18 protein-coding genes are annotated in these 15,408 nt (G+C 71.8%); 8 read left to right on the top strand and 10 right to left on the bottom strand.

Going from position 1 to position 15,408, the window contains the following annotated elements; genetic code table 11:
- Positions 1–34: 34 nt before the first annotated feature.
- From FHX45_RS23435 to FHX45_RS23425, 3 genes are all read left to right on the top strand, one after another.
- Positions 35–1,768, top strand: coding sequence for a pyruvate dehydrogenase (locus FHX45_RS23435; protein WP_167105936.1), 1,734 nt, complete (start codon positions 35–37; stop codon positions 1,766–1,768).
- Between the two features lie 103 nt (positions 1,769–1,871).
- The gene (locus FHX45_RS23430) at positions 1,872–2,204 is read left to right on the top strand and encodes a YnfA family protein (protein WP_167105933.1); all 333 of its coding nucleotides are present in this window, start codon (positions 1,872–1,874) and stop codon (positions 2,202–2,204) included.
- Positions 2,205–2,312: 108 nt separating this feature from the next.
- Positions 2,313–2,486: a hypothetical protein gene (locus FHX45_RS23425; RefSeq protein ID WP_167105930.1), complete on the top strand. Its 174-nt coding sequence runs from the start codon at positions 2,313–2,315 to the stop codon at positions 2,484–2,486.
- Positions 2,487–2,523: 37 nt separating this feature from the next.
- Here the strand turns inward: FHX45_RS23425 and FHX45_RS23420 are convergent, their stop codons facing one another.
- Together FHX45_RS23420 and FHX45_RS23415 are read right to left on the bottom strand one after the other, a co-directional pair.
- Positions 2,524–3,522, bottom strand: a complete 999-nt coding sequence (locus tag FHX45_RS23420) for a TIGR03617 family F420-dependent LLM class oxidoreductase (RefSeq protein WP_167105927.1) — start codon at positions 3,520–3,522, stop codon at positions 2,524–2,526.
- A 10-nt stretch (positions 3,523–3,532) separates the two neighbouring features.
- Positions 3,533–4,312: an acyl-CoA thioesterase gene (locus FHX45_RS23415; protein ID WP_341771584.1), complete on the bottom strand. Its 780-nt coding sequence runs from the start codon at positions 4,310–4,312 to the stop codon at positions 3,533–3,535.
- A 98-nt stretch (positions 4,313–4,410) separates the two neighbouring features.
- Here FHX45_RS23415 and FHX45_RS23410 point away from each other — a divergent pair, with 98 nt between their 5' ends.
- A complete protein-coding gene (locus FHX45_RS23410; RefSeq protein WP_167105921.1) occupies positions 4,411–4,809 on the top strand; it encodes a DnaJ family domain-containing protein in 399 nt (132 codons plus the stop codon).
- Positions 4,810–4,829: 20 nt separating this feature from the next.
- On the opposite strand, the gene FHX45_RS23405 is transcribed toward FHX45_RS23410, so the two are convergent.
- Together FHX45_RS23405 and FHX45_RS23400 are read right to left on the bottom strand one after the other, a co-directional pair.
- Positions 4,830–5,195 (bottom strand): RNA-binding S4 domain-containing protein, encoded by a 366-nt coding sequence (locus tag FHX45_RS23405; protein WP_167105918.1) that lies wholly within the window; start codon positions 5,193–5,195, stop codon positions 4,830–4,832.
- Positions 5,196–5,197: 2 nt separating this feature from the next.
- Positions 5,198–6,487 (bottom strand): MFS transporter, encoded by a 1,290-nt coding sequence (locus tag FHX45_RS23400; protein WP_167105915.1) that lies wholly within the window; start codon positions 6,485–6,487, stop codon positions 5,198–5,200.
- A 281-nt stretch (positions 6,488–6,768) separates the two neighbouring features.
- On the opposite strand from FHX45_RS23400, the gene FHX45_RS23395 reads away from it, so the two are divergent.
- Entirely contained in the window at positions 6,769–6,987 is a 219-nt protein-coding gene (locus tag FHX45_RS23395; protein WP_167105912.1) for a hypothetical protein, read from the top strand.
- On the opposite strand, the gene paaE is transcribed toward FHX45_RS23395, so the two are convergent.
- From paaE to paaZ, 6 genes are read right to left on the bottom strand one after another with little or no spacing between them, the layout of a single operon-like run.
- A complete protein-coding gene (paaE, locus tag FHX45_RS23390; protein ID WP_167105909.1) occupies positions 6,965–8,047 on the bottom strand; it encodes a 1,2-phenylacetyl-CoA epoxidase subunit PaaE in 1,083 nt (360 codons plus the stop codon). The two genes, FHX45_RS23395 and paaE, sit on opposite strands and share 23 nt — an antisense overlap.
- 1 nt (position 8,048) lies before the next feature.
- A complete protein-coding gene (paaD, locus tag FHX45_RS23385) occupies positions 8,049–8,540 on the bottom strand; it encodes a 1,2-phenylacetyl-CoA epoxidase subunit PaaD (protein ID WP_167105905.1) in 492 nt (163 codons plus the stop codon).
- Positions 8,534–9,418 (bottom strand): 1,2-phenylacetyl-CoA epoxidase subunit PaaC, encoded by an 885-nt coding sequence (gene paaC, locus FHX45_RS23380; RefSeq protein ID WP_167105902.1) that lies wholly within the window; start codon positions 9,416–9,418, stop codon positions 8,534–8,536. Before paaC ends, paaD begins: the two co-directional genes overlap by 7 nt.
- Before the next feature lie 13 nt (positions 9,419–9,431).
- Positions 9,432–9,719, bottom strand: coding sequence for a 1,2-phenylacetyl-CoA epoxidase subunit PaaB (gene paaB / locus FHX45_RS23375; RefSeq protein ID WP_017984160.1), 288 nt, complete (start codon positions 9,717–9,719; stop codon positions 9,432–9,434).
- A complete protein-coding gene (gene paaA / locus FHX45_RS23370; protein WP_167105899.1) occupies positions 9,716–10,669 on the bottom strand; it encodes a 1,2-phenylacetyl-CoA epoxidase subunit PaaA in 954 nt (317 codons plus the stop codon). Before paaA ends, paaB begins: the two co-directional genes overlap by 4 nt.
- Positions 10,666–12,717, bottom strand: coding sequence for a phenylacetic acid degradation bifunctional protein PaaZ (gene paaZ, locus FHX45_RS23365; protein WP_243869199.1), 2,052 nt, complete (start codon positions 12,715–12,717; stop codon positions 10,666–10,668). The genes paaA and paaZ overlap by 4 nt, the downstream gene beginning before the upstream one ends.
- A 61-nt stretch (positions 12,718–12,778) precedes the next feature.
- On the opposite strand from paaZ, the gene FHX45_RS23360 reads away from it, so the two are divergent.
- The 3 genes from FHX45_RS23360 (at position 12,779) to paaK (ending at position 15,407) form a co-directional block, all read left to right on the top strand.
- The gene (locus FHX45_RS23360; protein WP_167105896.1) at positions 12,779–13,570 is read left to right on the top strand and encodes an enoyl-CoA hydratase/isomerase family protein; all 792 of its coding nucleotides are present in this window, start codon (positions 12,779–12,781) and stop codon (positions 13,568–13,570) included.
- A gap of 87 nt (positions 13,571–13,657) precedes the next feature.
- Positions 13,658–14,047 (top strand): hydroxyphenylacetyl-CoA thioesterase PaaI, encoded by a 390-nt coding sequence (gene paaI / locus FHX45_RS23355; protein WP_167109368.1) that lies wholly within the window; start codon positions 13,658–13,660, stop codon positions 14,045–14,047.
- Between the two features lie 13 nt (positions 14,048–14,060).
- A complete protein-coding gene (gene paaK / locus FHX45_RS23350) occupies positions 14,061–15,407 on the top strand; it encodes a phenylacetate--CoA ligase PaaK (protein WP_167105893.1) in 1,347 nt (448 codons plus the stop codon).
- The last annotated feature ends 1 nt before the right edge of the window (position 15,408 follow it).

Below are 15,408 nucleotides of genomic sequence, written 5' to 3'. Positions count from 1 at the left end.
GGACCCTGGGTCCCAGACACGGAAAGGTGGGGCGATGGCGACAGTGGCCGAGCAGATGGTGCGGATCCTGCGGGAGTGCGGGGTTCGCCGCATCTACGGGATCGTCGGGGACAGTCTGAACCCGATCGTCGACGCGGTGCGGCGCACCCCGGGAATCGACTGGGTGCACGTGCGGCACGAAGAGACGGCGGCGTTCGCCGCGGCCGCGGAGGCGCAGATCACCGGGCGGCTCACCGTGTGCGCGGGCAGTTGCGGCCCCGGGAACCTGCACCTGATCAACGGCCTCTACGACGCGCACCGCAGCGGCGCGCCGGTGCTCGCGATCGCCTCCCACATCCCGTCCGGGCAGATCGGCACCGGGTTCTTCCAGGAGACGCATCCGGAGCAGTTGTTCGCCGAGTGCAGCCACTTCAGCGAGCTGGTGTCGCAGGCCGAGCAGATGCCGCGGCTGCTGCGGATCGCGATGCAGACGGCCGTCGGCAAGGGCGGGGTCTCGGTGCTGAGCATCCCGGGCGACGTGGCGGAGCGGCGGGCCCTCGGCACGGCGGACGAGACGGTGCACCTGGTGGAACCGTCGCCGGTGGTGCCCCGCGACGCGGTGATCGACGAGCTGGCCGAGGCCCTCGACAGCAGCGGGAAGGTGATGCTGTTCGCCGGGGCCGGGTGCCGGGATGCGCACGACGAGGTGATGGCGCTGGCCGGCCGCCTGCTCGCACCGGTGGGTCACTCGCTGGGCGGCAAGGAGTGGATCCAGTTCGACAACCCCTATGACGTCGGCATGAGCGGGCTGCTCGGGTACGGCGCGTGCTACGAGGCGATGCACGAGGCGGACCGGGTGGTGCTGCTGGGCACGGACTTCCCCTACGACGGGTTCCTGCCCCAGGCGCACACCGTGCAGATCGACACCAACCCGGCGCACCTGGGCCGCCGGACGCCGCTGGACCTGGCGGTGCACGGGTCGGTGAAGGAGACGCTGGCCGCGGTGCTCCCCCGGCTGCGGCAGCGCACCGACCGGTCCTATCTGGACCGCATGCTGCGCGAGCACGCGCGGAGCCTGGAGAAGGTGGTCGACGCCTACACGCGCGACATCGAGCACCGCACCCCGATCCACCCGGAGTACGCGGCGGCGGTCCTGGACGAGGTCGCGGCCGACGACGCGGTGTTCACAGTGGACACCGGAATGGGCAACGTGTGGGCGGCACGGTACCTGACGCCGAACGGCCGGCGCCGGGTGATCGGGTCGTTCCGGCACGGCAGCATGGCCAACGCCCTGCCGCACGCGATCGGCGCCGCGCTGTCCTCCCCGGGCCGGCAGGTGGTGTCCATCTCCGGCGACGGCGGGCTGGCGATGCTGATGGGCGACCTGCTGACGCTGTCGTTGTACGACGTGCCGGTGAAGGTGGTGCTGTTCAACAACGCGTCGCTGGGCATGGTGAAGCTGGAGATGCTCGTGGACGGCCTGCCCTCCTTCGGCACCGACCACACGCCGGTCGATTTCAGCGCGATCGCCGCCGCGTGCGGCATCTGGTCGACCCGGGTCGACCACCCGGGTGAGGTGCGCTCGGCCCTGAGCAAGGCGTTCGAGCACCCGGGCCCCGCGCTGGTCGAGCTGACCACCGACCCGAACGCGATGTCGATCCCACCGAAGATCACGAGCGAGATGCTGCGGGGCTTCGCCCTGGCCGCGAGCAAGACGGTGCTGAACGGAGGCGTGGGCAAGATGGTCGAGCTGGCCCGCAGCAACCTGCGCAACATCCCCCGCCCGTAGCCCGGCCACGCCGGCGGGGGCGGGCGAACGCACCGTGCCGGCAGCGTGGTCGCGGCATCCGGCCGGGTGGCCGTTCCGTCGATCGCCACGGTTAGGGTCGGGCGTGCTGGTTCTGCGCTCGATCGCGTTGTTCGTGCTGGCGGCGCTCGCCGAGATCGGCGGCGCCTGGCTGGTCTGGCAAGGAGTCCGGGAGCACCGGGGCTGGCTGTGGATCGGAGCCGGAGTCGTCGCGCTCGGGTTGTACGGCTTCGTCGCCACCCTGCAACCGGACGCGAACTTCGGCCGCATCCTCGCCGCCTACGGGGGTGTGTTCGTCGCCGGGTCGCTGGTCTGGGGCGTGGTCGCCGACGGGTACCGGCCGGACCGCTTCGACGTGATCGGCGCGCTCGTCTGCCTCGCGGGTGTCGCGGTCATCATGTACGCCCCGCGCGGTTGAACCCCGTCCGGTGCGCGGCGCATCCGGATCGGCCACACCGGACACCGCGGGTTTGCCGGCGGGCGGAAGTGGTAGCCGAGGGCCGGACCGCAGCGAAGGGAGGCGACCGTGCCGGACCACGAGCACGATGAGCTGGCCGAATCGAGGAAGGCGCTCGCCGAGGCGAAGGAAGCCGCCCGCAAGGTGAACCTCACCAGGCCCTACGAGCAGGCCGAGAGCGAGGGCGCCCCCACCGAGCACCCGCCCCACCAGGAGGACGACGACCACTTCTCGCCCTCCTGAAGCGACTCCCGTCACCCCGCAGGCGGCGCCGCGGCAGCTATCCGCGCACCGCCGCCGCCACCTCCGCCACCAGCGCGGGATCGGCTGGGTAGGGCGTGTACAGGGTCGCGCGGGTGAAGACGTCCGCGTAGCGGCGGCGCAGTTCTTCCGCCGCCCGGGCCGGCGGTCCCACCACCGCGATGGCGTGCAGCAGCTCGTCGTCGACGAGGGCGGCCATCCGGTCCCACTCGCCCCGCCGGGAGAGCGCGTGCAGCTCCTCCCCCAGGCTCGCCCGGTCGTGCAACTCCAGCACACCCCGGTACGCCGGTGTCGAGCCGTAGAACGCGATCTGCCGGCGCGCCGCGGCCACCGCGTCCGCGATGTCCGCCGCGGAGCGGCCCGTCACCACCATCGGCGAGCCCACCAGCTCGAACCCGTCCAGCGACCCGCGCCCGGACCGCAACGCCGGCACGGTCACCGAACGCAGGTAACGCTCCGTCGTGAAGCCGTGGCACAGGAAGCCGTCCGCCACCTCCCCGGCCACCCGCGTCATACCCGCGCCCACCCCGGCCAGCAGCACCTTCGGCGGCCCGAACGGGTGCGGCGCCGGCGTGAACATCGGTGTCATCACCGTGTGCGTGTAGAACTCGCCGCGGAAGTTCAGCCGGGTGCCGTGCTGCCAGGCGTCCCAGATCGCGCGCAACGCCAGCACGAACTCGCGCATGCGGGCGGCCGGGCGTGACCACGGCATCGAGAACCGGTGCGTGACGTGCGCCTTGATCTGCGTGCCCAGGCCGAGCAGCAGCCGGCCACCGGACAGTTCCTGCAGGTCGTTCGCCGTCGCCGCGACCGTCATCGGGCTGCGGGCGAAGGCCACCGCGATCGCCGTGCCGAGCTCGATCCGCGACGTCGCCGTGGCACCGAGGGCGAGCGGGACGAACGGGTCGCGCTTGACCTCGGTCGTCCACACCCCGTCGAAGCCGTCGCGCTCCGCGCGCCGCATCAGCTCCCGGGTGTCGGCCGGGCTCTCGAACGGCACCGCGAAATCGACCTTCACCGGGCGGACGTCACCGCCTGCGGTTCCGGAACAGGCACTCCTGGGCGAGGCTCGCGAGCAGCACCCCGTCGCGGGTGCGCACGGTGCCGGTGTACCAGCCCCGGCCGCCCGCGACGCTCTGCGGCACCAGGTCCATGTGCACCCATTCGTCCAGGCGCCCCGGACGGTGGAACCACACGGCGTGGTCCAGGCTGGACGACGCGGACGCCGTCTCGTCCCCGAACGCGGCCACGCCCGAGGAGATGTCCGACAGGTAGGTCAGGACGCAGGCGTGCAGCAGCGGGTCGTCGGGCAGGTCGAGCTCGCACCGCGCCCAGAACCGGGTCGGCCACTGGCCGTCCGGGTACGGCTGCGGCGGGAGGGCGCCGCGCATCGAGAACAGCCGCGGCATGCCGCCGCTGGTCAGCTGCTCCGGGTCGCCCTCGGGGCGTTCCGGGTGCGCCTCGCGGTCCACACCGTCCTCGGGGCGGTGGAAGGACGCCGACATGTTGAAGATGACCTCGCCGTTCTGCACGGCGACGACCCGGCGGGCGGAATAGGAGCCGCCGTCGCGGTCGCGGTCGACGTGGAAGATCGTCGGCCGGGTCGCATCGCCCGGACGCAGGAAGTACCCGTGCAGCGAGTGCGGCAGCCGCTCCGGCTCCACGGTGCGGCCGGCCGCGGCGAGGGCCTGGGCGGCCACCTGGCCGCCGTAGAGCGGCAGCGGATCGTCGAAGACGCGCGTGGCACGGTAGAGGTCGCGGTCGATCTCCTCGAGATCGAGCAGGTCGGCGAGGGTGGGCTCGGCCACCGCTTGTCTCACTCACGGCGTGCATTACCGCACGGTAATACAGGGAGTGCGGGCGGTGCCCGGTGGTAGACCGGTATCACAGACGGGAGGAGGCAGTCGTGACCGAGCGCAAACCCCCGGACGTCAGCTTCGAGACGTGGGTGGAGAAGCAGATCCGCGAGGCGGCCGAGCGCGGCGAGTTCGAGAACCTGCCCGGCGCGGGGAAACCACTGGCGTGGCTGCGGAAACCGCACGACGAGAACGCGTGGCTGCGCGAGAAGCTGGCGCGCGAGAACGTGACCTACCTGCCGCCGTCGCTGGCCCTGCGCAAGGACGCGGCGCAGGCCCGCGCGGCCGCCGCCGCGGCCGGTTCCGAGGCCGAGGTGCGGCGGATCCTCGCCGACATCAACGAGCGGATCGTCGCGGCGATCCGTCGGCCGCCGTCCGGCCCGCCGCTGAACCTGGCGCCGTTCGACGTGGAGCACATCGTCGCCGAGTGGCGAGCCGACCACGGCTGAGCTCGCCCCCGTCGGGACGGCTACCAGCCCTGACCGCGCAACCGGTCCAGCACGCGGCGATCCCGCTTGGTGGGGCGCCCCGCTCCCCGGTCGCGGCGGGCCACCGGCATCGCCGCCTCCGGCGGCGGCGCGGGGGTGCGGTCGATGTAGCAGGTCGCCGCGTCCGGGGCGCCGACCCGCTTTTCGATCACCCGGACGACCTCCACGATCCGGGTCCGGTCGTGCACGCGCGCCCGGACGGTGTCGCCCGGGTGCACGCCCGTCGCGGGCTTCGCGGGCCGGTCGTTGACGCGCACGTGCCCGCCGCGGCAGGCAGCCGCGGCATCCGATCGGGTCTTGGTCAGGCGGACCGCCCACAGCCAGCGGTCCACGCGCGTGGACTCCATGGTCATCCATCATGCCCGGCCGGCGCCCGCACCGGCAGGATCGCGACCAGCCCGGCGGCGAGGATCAGCACGATCCCGGCCATGCCGGCGCGCTGGCTGCCGAAGAGGGCGATGAACCCGGAGAACGCCAGCGGCCCGAGGAAGCTGACCGCGCGACCGGTCGTCGCGTACAGGCCGAACGCCTCGCCTTCGCGCTCCGGCTCGACGATCCGCGCGAGGAAGGTGCGGCTCGCCGCCTGCGCCGGTCCGAGGAAGACCGACAGGCACAGCCCGCACACCCAGAAGGTCGCCTTGCCGGGCAGCGCGATGAGGGCGAGCCCGATGACCACCAGTGCGGCCAGCGACGTCACGATCACCGCCTTCGGCCCGACCCGGTCGTCGAGCCGGCCCCCGCTCACCGCGCCGATGCCCGCGGTCACGTTCGCCGCGATCGCGAACAGCACCACCTCGGTCTGGCTGAACCCGAACGTGCCGGCCGCGACGACCCCGCCGAAGGTGAAGATCGCGGCCAGCCCGTCGCGGTAGACCGCGCTCGCCGCGAGGAACCCCAGCGTCCGCCGGTCGGTCCGCCACAGCGTCGCGAGCCGCTTGCCGAGCACGGCGTAGCCGGAGAAGAAGCTGCCCCGGTCCCGCTGGGCGGCGGGCGGGTTCTCCGGCACGAACAGCAGCACCGGCAGCGCGAACACCGCGAACCACACCGCCACGAACAGCGCCACCACGCGGATGTTCAAGCCACCGGCGGACGTCACGCCGAACAGTCCGACGTCGGGCTGCACGAACGCGAAAAGCACGATCGCCAGCGCGATGACGCTGCCGAAGTAGCCCATGCCCCAGCCGAACCCGGACACCCGGCCCATCGTCTTCGGCGTGGCCACCTGCACCAGCATCGCGTTGTAGCTGACCTCGGCGAACTCGAAGAACACGCTGCCGACACCGAGCAGGACCAGCCCGGCCAGCAGGTAGGACGGCTCGTCGCGGATGAAGAACAGCCCCGCGGTGCACGCGATCGCGATGGCGCTGTGCAGGCCGAGCCACAACTTGCGCCGGCCGCCGGCATCGCCGCGCTGCCCGGTGACCGGGGCGAGCACGGCGACCACGACACCGGCGATCGTGGTCGCCACGCCCAGCGCCTGCGACCCGCTCTCCGTGTCGGCGGCGACACCCTTGGTGAGGTAGACGGTGAAGACGAAGGTGAGGATCACCGCGCTGAACGCGGATGCTCCCCAGTCCCACAGCGCCCAGCTCAGCACGGCTTTCCGGGCGCCTGGCGCGGCCTTGGCGGTGACGGTCACGGCGTGATTCTGCACGACGGGCACGCGCCGGTGAACACCGTCACGTCCGGGAACCGCCAACCCGCCGCCCGCGCCAGCAAACACGCCGCCCGGAACGGCGAACACGGCGCGCGGACGGGCAAACACGCCGACGCGGTGTGTTTGCCGCTTGCGGCGGTGGGTTTGCGGTTGCGGGTGCCAACTGGCAAATGTTGAGAAGGTCACGGCCGCTGCGCGGCGGTAACTCCACACGGGCCGACGACGATACCAGCAGTATCCGAAGTGTACGGGAGGGTTTCGCAGTGGGGTTCGGCCAGTACAAGACACCGGTCACCGACCGTCCGGTCTGGCTCGTGCTGACCGTGGTGTTCGCGGCGACCGCGGCCGTCCAGCTCTACCTGGCGGTCGCGATGTCGGTGTGGTTGTCCGGCGTGCTGGGGGTCGTGCTCGCGTTCGCCGCGGTGGGTTCCCTGGCCGCCGCGGCGAAAGCGATGCCGATCACACGTCGAAGTCGACCGTGAGCTGGTCCGAGACCGGCAGCGACTGACAGGTCAGCACGAACCCGGCGTCGACCTCGCTGTCCTCGAGCGCGAAGTTGCGGCGCATGTCCACCTTGCCGGCGGTCACCTTCGCGCGGCAGGTGCCGCACACGCCGCCCTTGCAGGCGAACGGCAGGTCCGGCCGGGCCTTCTGCGCGCTGTCGAGCACCGGCACGTCCCGCGGCACGGCGACCGTGGTGGACCGTCCGTCGAGGATGATCGTCGCCTGGGTGACCACCCCGTCGAGAGCCTTCTCCTCGTGCCGCACGGGTTCCGGCGGCACGTCGTCCACATAGAACAGTTCCTGGTGGATCCGCCCGGCCGGTACGCCGGCGTCCCGCAGCCGTTCGCGGGCGACGGTGACCATCCCGAACGGACCGCACAGCCACCAGTGCCCGACCGCGGAGACGTCCGGGATCAACGCCAGCAGCGCGGTGAGCTTCGCACCGTCGAGCCGGCCGGTGAACAGCTCCGCCTCGCGCGGCTCGCGGGAGAGCACGTGCACCAGCTCGAGCCGGTCCGGGTAGCGGTCCTTGAGGTCGGCCAGCTCGTCGGCGAACATCACCGTGTCGGTGCGGCGGTTGCCGTACAACACGGTGACCGTCGCCTCCGGGTGGCGCAGCACGGTCGCCGCGATCGAGAGCACCGGGGTGATGCCGGACCCGGCGGCGATCAGCACGTGGTGCTCGGGCGTCGCGGGATCGGGCGTGAAGTTGCCGGTCGGCGTGCCGACCTCGACCTCGTCACCCGGCCGCAGCTGGTGCACCAGCCAGGAGGAGAACAGCCCGTCCGGGACCTCGCGCACCCCGATCCGCGGCCTGCTGCCCTCCGGCGAGCAGATCGAGTACGACCGGCGCTCCTCACGCCCGTCGATCACGCGGCGCAGGGTCAGCGACTGACCGGCGCGGAACGCGTAGGCCTCCGCCAGCTCCGGCGGCACGTCGAAGGTGACCGCGACGGCGTCGTCGCACAGGGGCGTTACCTCGGCCACGGTGAGGGTGTGGAAATCGCCCCGCAGCCTGGACTTGATGCCGGCGGTCACCTCAGATCTCCTTCACGTGCTCGAAGGGTTCGTCGCAGGACCGGCACCGCACCAGTGACTTGCACGCGGTGGCCCCGAACTCCGACACCAGCTCGGTGTCCGCCGAGCCGCAGCGCGGGCAGGACACCCGGCGCACCGGAGGGTGCAGCGTCAACGGGATCGGGCCGGACGGGCGCCGCGGCGCGCTGCCCGGCGGCGCGATCCCCGCCTCGGCGAGCTTGCGGCGGCCGTCGGCGCTGATCCAGTCGCTGCTCCACGGCGGCTGCAGCACGGTGCGGACCTCGACCCGCTCGTACCCGGCGCCGCGCAGGGCGTGCACCAGGTCGTCGCGCATCGTGTCCATCGCCGGGCAGCCGGTGTAGGTGGGCGTGATCGCCACCGTCACCGCACCGTCCGATTCGGACACCTCACGCAGCACGCCGAGGTCGGCCAGCGTCAGCATGGGCAGCTCGGGATCGCGGACGGTCTCCGCGACGGCACGGGCGCTCACCACGTCGCCTCCGGGTGCGCCCGGGCGACGCTCTGCAGCTCGGCGAGCAGGTAGCCCATGGCCTCGGTGTGCCGGCCACCCCGGCCGGTCTGCCCGTCGACCCCGGCCTTGCCGCTCACCTGCGGCCGGTTCAGGGTGCCCGCGGTGAACACCTGCGTCAGCACCTCGTCGACCTCGGCGCGCACCGTCGCCGGGTCGGCCGCGACCCCAGCGGCGGCCAGCCGCGACTCGATCTCGTGCGGCACGAACAGCTCGTCCACGAACGGCCAGATCTCGTCCAGCCCGGCCTGCATGCGCTCGCGGGAGAACGCGGTGCCGTCGCCGAGCCGCACGGCCCACCGGGCGGCGTAGTCGCGGTGGTAGGTCAGCTCCTTGACACCCTTGTCCGCGATCGCGGTAAGCACCGGGTCGGCCGAGTCACGCAGCCGCTCGAACAGCGCCAGCCGCCAGGTCGAGAACACCAGCAGGACCGCGACGAGCTGCCCGAAGTCGCCGCGTTCCAGCTCGGCGAGCCGCACGTTGCGGAACTCGTGCTCGGCGCGGGAGAACGCGTAGTCGTCCTCGCCACGGTCACTGCCGTCGGCCTTGCCGGCGCGGGCGAGCAGCAGCCGCGCCTGGCCGAGCAGGTCCAGGCCGATGTTGGCGATCGCGACCTCGTCCTCCAGCTCGGGCGCGCGGGTGCACCACTGTTGCAGCCGGTGCGAGAACACCAGCGCGTCGTCACCCAGCATCAGGCAGTACTGGGCCAGCTCCACACCGTCCACACCGGAGGGAACCGAGGTGTCCACCCCGGCCAGCGGATCCTCGAAACCGGTGCCGAACGCCCACCGGGAGTCGTCGTGCGCGTCGATCAGCGCTTCGTACGCGTTATCGAAAGACACAGCAGGGCATCCCTTACATGTGGGGAACGTTGTCGGGGATGTCGTAGAAGGTCGGATGCCGGTACACCTTGTCACCGGAGGGCGCGAAGAACGGGTCCTTCTCGTCCGGCGAGGACGCGGTGATGTCGGCCGCCTTGACCACCCAGATGCTCACGCCCTCGTTGCGCCGCGTGTACAGGTCGCGGGCGTTGTGCAGGGCCATCTGGTCGTCGGCCGCGCGCAGCGACCCGACGTGCACGTGGTTGAGGCCACGCTTGCCGCGCACGAACACCTCGTACAGCGGCCACTCGCTCTTGCTCACGCCGTCGCCTCCGCCCTCTTGCGCGCGTGCGCGGCCGCCGCCTCGCGGACCCACGCGCCGTCCTCGTGCGCCTGCCGCCGCCGGGCGATGCGCTCGGCGTTGCACGGCCCGTTGCCGGCCACGACCTGCTTCATCTCGTCCCAGTCGACCGGGCCGAAGTCGTAGTGCCCGCGCTCGGGGTTCCACTTCAGCTCCGGGTCCGGCAGTGTGACGCCGAGCGCCTCGGCCTGCGGCACGGTCATGTCCACGAACCGCTGGCGCAGCTCGTCGTTGGTGTGCCGCTTGATCTTCCACGCCATCGACTGCGCGGTGTTGGCCGATTCGGCGTCCGGCGGCCCGAACATCATCAGCGACGGCCACCAGAACCGGTTGACCGCGTCCTGCACCATGTCGCGCTGCGCCCGGGTGCCCTTCATCATCGTCATCAGCAGCTCGTAGCCCTGCCGCTGGTGGAACGACTCCTCCTTGCAGATCCGGATCATCGCCCGCGCGTAGGGGCCGTAGCTGCTGCGGCACAACGGAACCTGGTTGCAGATCGCCGCGCCGTCGACGAGCCAGCCGATCGCGCCGACGTCGGCGAACGACAGGGTCGGGTAGTTGAAGATCGAGGAGTACTTCTGCCGTCCGCTGATCAGCTTCTCGGTCAGGTCGGCGCGGTCCGCGCCCAGGGTCTCCGCCGCCGAGTACAGGTAGAGCCCGTGCCCGGCCTCGTCCTGGACCTTGGCGAGCAGGATCGCCTTGCGCCGCAGCGACGGCGCACGCGTGATCCAGTTGCCCTCGGGCTGCATGCCGATGATCTCGGAGTGCGCGTGCTGCGCGATCTGCCGGATCATCGTCTTGCGGTAGCCCTCGGGCACCCAGTCCCGCGGCTCGATCCGCTGGTCCTTGTCGATGGTGTGCTCGAAGTGCCGCTCGAGGTCCTTCTCACTGAGCGTGGCGGACAGTGTCATGGTCGGTTGTTCTCCTTGGCCACCAGGGTGAGCACGTCGTACTTCGCGACGGAGTCACCCGCGGAGTTGGTCACGTCGGCGTCCCAGCGGACCTCGCCGTAGTCGGCGTTCTCGCGGGGCGTGATCTGCTTGGCGGTCAGCGTCACGGTCAGCTCGTCGCCGGGCTTGACCGGGGTGAGGAACCGCAGGTTCTCCAGGCCGTAGTTGGCCAGCACCGGGCCGGGCTCGGGCGAGACGAACAAGCCGGCGGCGAACGACACGACCAGGTAGCCGTGCGCCACGATGCCACCGAACAGCGGGTTCGCCGCCGCGGCCGCCGGGTCGGTGTGGGCGTAGAAGGTGTCGCCGGTGAACTCGGCGAAGTGGTCGATGTCCTCCTGCGTCACCGTCCGCGGGCCGGCCACCACCGCATCGCCGATCCTCAGCTCCGCCAGCGACTTGCGGAACGGGTGCACGTTTCCGGTGTTGCGCGGCGCGCCCGCCACCCAGCGGCCGGTGACCGCGGTGAGCACCTTGGGGCCGCCCTGCACGGCGGTGCGCTGCATGTGGTGCAGCACGCCGCGGATGCCGCCCATCTCCTCGCCGCCACCGGCGCGGCCGGGTCCGCCGTGCACGAGGCCGGGCATGGGCGAGCCGTGGCCGGTGGACTCCTTCGCGTCGTCGCGGTCGAGCACGAGCAGCCGGCCGTGCCACGGCGCGACGCCGAGCACGACGTCACGGGCGAACTCCGGATCCGCGGTGACGACCGAGCCGGCGAGGCTGCCCTGGCCACGCGCCGCGTAGCCGACGACCTGCTCCACCGAGGTGTAGGGCATCAGCGTGGACACCGGGCCGAACGCCTCCACCTCGTGCGGCTCGGCGCGCTCCGGGTCGCCGGAGAGCAGCACCGGGGAGATGAAGGCGCCCCGCTCGGCGTCGGCGTCGACCACCTCGACGTGCTCCGGGTCGCCGAACACGACGCTCGACGCGTCCTGCAGGGCCTTCAGCGAGCGGCGCACCTCCTCGCGCTGCTCCAGGCTGGCCAGCGCGCCCATCCGCACCTCGGCGTTGGCCGGGTTGCCGATCTTGACCTTCGCCAGCCGCTCGCGCGCGGCCTCGGCGACGTCGTCGAGCAGGTCCGCCGGCACGAACGCGCGCCGGATGGCGGTGCACTTCTGGCCTGCCTTGACGGTCATCTCGGTGACCAGCTGCTTGACGTAGAGGTCGAACTCGGCCGTGCCGGGCCGGGCGTCCGGGCCGAGGATCGAGCAGTTCAGCGAGTCGGCCTCGGCATTGAATCGAACAGCCTGGCGCACGATGACCGGGTGCGTGCGCAGCTTCTGCGCGGTGGAGGCGGAGCCGGTGAACGACACCAGGTCCTGCTCGGTGAGGTGGTCCAGCAGGTCACCGGCGCTGCCGGAGACCAGCTGCAGCGTGCCCTCCGGGACGAGCCCGGACTCGATGATCAGCTCGACGATCCGTTCGGTCAGGTAGGCGGTCTGGCTCGCCGGTTTGACCAGGCTCGGCACCCCGGCGAGGAACGCCGGGGCGAACTTCTCCAGCGGGCCCCAGACCGGGAAGTTGAACGCGTTGATCTGCACCGCGACACCGCGCAGCGGGGTGGCGATGTGCCGGCCGAGGAACGTGCCGCCCTTGCTCAGCGGCTCGACGTCGCCGTCGACGTAGACCGTGTCGTTGGGCAGCTCGCGCTTGCCCTTGCTGGAGTAGGCGAACAGCACGCCGATGCCGCCGTCGACGTCGAACTTGGCATCACCGAGCGTCGCCCCCGTTCTGGCGGACAGCTCGTACAGCTCGTCGCGGTGCTCGCGCAGGTGGGAGGCCACGGCCTTGAGCAGCGCGGCCCGCTGGTGGAAGGTCAGCTCCCGCAGGGCCGGGCCGCCGACCCGGCGGCCGTGGTCGAGCGCGGCGGCCATGTCGATGCCGGCCGAGGAGATCCGGGCGACCTCGGCGCCGGTGACCGCGTCGTGCAGGGGTGCCCCCTCACCCTCGCCGGTCCGCCAGGCGCCGCTGACGTAGCTGCGCAGCATCCTCGTCGACTGCTGGGCCATCGTTCCTCGCTTCCCCGGATTTACCAACCGAACGTTCAGGAATTCATGGTAGCGTCTCGACATGGCTGACGAAAGCACCGGCGACGTTGTTTCCGTTTCCCGTGACGGTGCGGTGGCCACCGTGACCCTGCTCCGGCCCGCGCTCACCACCGACCTGAAAACCGAGCTGCGGGACGCGCTCGAGCGGGTGTCGACCGGCGACGAGATCCGCGCGGTCGTGCTGACCGGCACCGGCCGGGCGTTCTGCGTGGGCCAGGACCTGGCCGAGCACGCGGACGCGCTGCGCGCCGACCCGGCCACCGCGTTCACCACCATCGACGAGCACTACAACCCGATCGTCACCACACTGGCGACCATGCCGAAGCCGGTGGTCGCCGCCGTCAACGGGACCTGTGTCGGCGCCGGGCTCGGCCTCGCCCTGGCCTGCGACCTGCGGATCGCCGCGGACACCGCGAAGTTCGGCACCGCGTTCACCAGGCTCGGCCTGACCTGTGACTCCGGGCTGTCCGCGACGCTCGCGCGGGCGGTCGGCGCGGCCCGCGCGAGCGAGCTGGTCCTGCTCGGCGAGACGTTCACCGCCGCGGAAGCCGCCGAGTGGGGCATCGCCGGCCGCGTGGTGCCCGCCGCCGGACTCGCCGCGGCCGCGGCCGAGCTCGCCGCCCGGCTGGCCGCCGGGCCCACGCTCGCCTACGCGGCGGCCAAGCGGGCACTGGCCGAGTCCTGGGGCGCACCGCTGCCGGACGTGCTGCGACGGGAAGGCGAGGCGCAGGCGCGGCTCGGGCTCACCGCCGACCACCGCGGCGCCGTGGAAGCCTTTCTGGCCAAGTCGGAGCCCGTCTTCCACGGGTCTTGACAGTGTCCGGGCGGGACGCACATTATTAACCGTCCATTCGGTCAGTAACCTGGAGGCGGTGCCGCCGTGTCCCACGCCGCACAGGCGATGTTCGCCGACGACGTCGCGTCCAGGGCGCTCGGCATCGAACTCGTCGAGGCGCAGGACGGACGGGCCGTCGCGCGCATGACCGTGACCGAACAGATGGTCAACGGGCACGCCATCGCCCACGGCGGCTACCTCTTCCTGCTGGCCGACACCACGTTCGCCTGCGCGTGCAACAGCCACGGCCCGGCGACCGTCGCGGCCGGCGCGGAGATCTCGTTCGTCGCCAGCGCCCGGCTCGGTGACCGGCTGGTCGCCACGGCCGAGGAACGCACGCGCTACGGGCGCAACGGCATCTACGACGTCACCGTGCACCGCGAGACCGACGCGGGACGCGAGGTGATCGCCGAATTCCGCGGCCGCAGCCGCACGATCGGCCAAGTGAGGAACTGAGGAGCCGGCCCCCATGACCACCACGCACAGCGACGTGCCCTCCGCGAAACACCTCGGCAGCCCACCGGCACCGGGCGACCTCTCCCCCGCCGAACGGATGAGCGTCGACGAGCTGCGGGCCGTCCAGCTCGAGCGTCTGCAGTGGACATTGCGGCACGCCTACCGGAACGTCCCGTTCTACCGGCGCAAGTTCGACGAGGCCGGAGTGCACCCGGACGACTGCCGGGAGCTGGCGGACCTGGCGAAGTTCCCCTGCACCACCAAGAACGACCTGCGCGACAACTACCCGTTCGGCATGTTCGCGGTACCGCAGGAACAGGTGCGCCGCATCCACGCCTCCAGCGGCACCACCGGCAAGCCGACCGTCGTCGGCTACACCGAGGCCGACATCGACACCTGGGCCACCGTGATGGCCCGCTCGATCCACGCAGCCGGCGGGCGGCCGGGGCAGAAGGTCCACGTCGCCTACGGCTACGGCCTGTTCACCGGCGGCCTCGGCGCGCACTACGGCGTGGAGAAGCTGGGCTGCACCGCGATCCCCGCCTCCGGCGGCATGACCGCGCGCCAGGTGCAGATCATCACCGACTTCCGGCCCGAGGTCATCATGGTGACCCCGTCCTACATGCTCACGCTGATGGACGAGTTCGAACGGCAGGGCATCGATCCGGCGTCGTCGTCACTGCGGGTGGGCATCTTCGGCGCGGAACCGTGGACCGAGCAGATGCGCCGGGAGATCGAGCAGCGGATGGATCTGCACGCGGTGGACATCTACGGTCTGTCCGAAGTGATGGGTCCGGGCGTGGCGCAGGAGTGCGTGGAGACCAAGGACGGCCTGCACGTCTGGGAGGACCACTTCTACCCCGAGGTGATCGACCCGGTCGAGGGGCACGTGCTGGACGAGGGCGAGACGGGCGAGCTGTTGTTCACCTCGCTCACCAAGCAGGCCATGCCGGTGATCCGCTACCGCACCCGCGACCTCACCGCGTTGCGCCCGGGCACCGCGCGGCCGTCGTTCCGGCGCATGGACAAGGTCACCGGCCGCAGCGACGACATGATCATCCTGCGCGGTGTCAACGTGTTCCCCACGCAGATCGAGGAGATCGTGCTCGCCACCGCCGGGCTGGCGCCGCACTTCCAGCTCAAGCTGACCAAGCAGGACCGGATGGACCACCTCACGGTCCTGGTGGAGGCGCGGCCGGACACCGCGGCCGGGCGCCGGGTGTCGGCGGCGGAGGAGGTCGCGGCACGCGTCAAGGACGGCGTCGGGGTCAGCGTCGCCGTCGAGGTGCTCGACCCGGACACCCTCGAACGGTCGATGGGCAAGCTGCGCCGCGTGATCGACCAGCGGCCACCGGCCTGAA

The organism is Amycolatopsis granulosa, from assembly GCF_011758745.1.
GTDB lineage: Bacteria > Actinomycetota > Actinomycetes > Mycobacteriales > Pseudonocardiaceae > Amycolatopsis_E > Amycolatopsis_E granulosa.
The sequence above is the reverse complement of the archived record's forward strand: the minus strand, read 5'-3'. Positions and strand labels throughout refer to the sequence as shown.

Coding starts and splice junctions, on each gene's coding strand:
- FHX45_RS23435 (WP_167105936.1), top strand. CDS start 35: ATGGCGACAGTGGCCGAGCAGATGGTGCGGATCCTGCGGGAGTGCGGG.
- FHX45_RS23405 (WP_167105918.1), bottom strand. CDS start 5,195: ATGGAGTCCACGCGCGTGGACCGCTGGCTGTGGGCGGTCCGCCTGACC.
- paaA (WP_167105899.1), bottom strand. CDS start 10,669: ATGACACTGTCCGCCACGCTCAGTGAGAAGGACCTCGAGCGGCACTTC.
- paaZ (WP_243869199.1), bottom strand. CDS start 12,717: ATGGCCCAGCAGTCGACGAGGATGCTGCGCAGCTACGTCAGCGGCGCC.
- FHX45_RS23360 (WP_167105896.1), top strand. CDS start 12,779: ATGGCTGACGAAAGCACCGGCGACGTTGTTTCCGTTTCCCGTGACGGT.
- paaI (WP_167109368.1), top strand. CDS start 13,658: ATGTTCGCCGACGACGTCGCGTCCAGGGCGCTCGGCATCGAACTCGTC.
- paaK (WP_167105893.1), top strand. CDS start 14,061: ATGACCACCACGCACAGCGACGTGCCCTCCGCGAAACACCTCGGCAGC.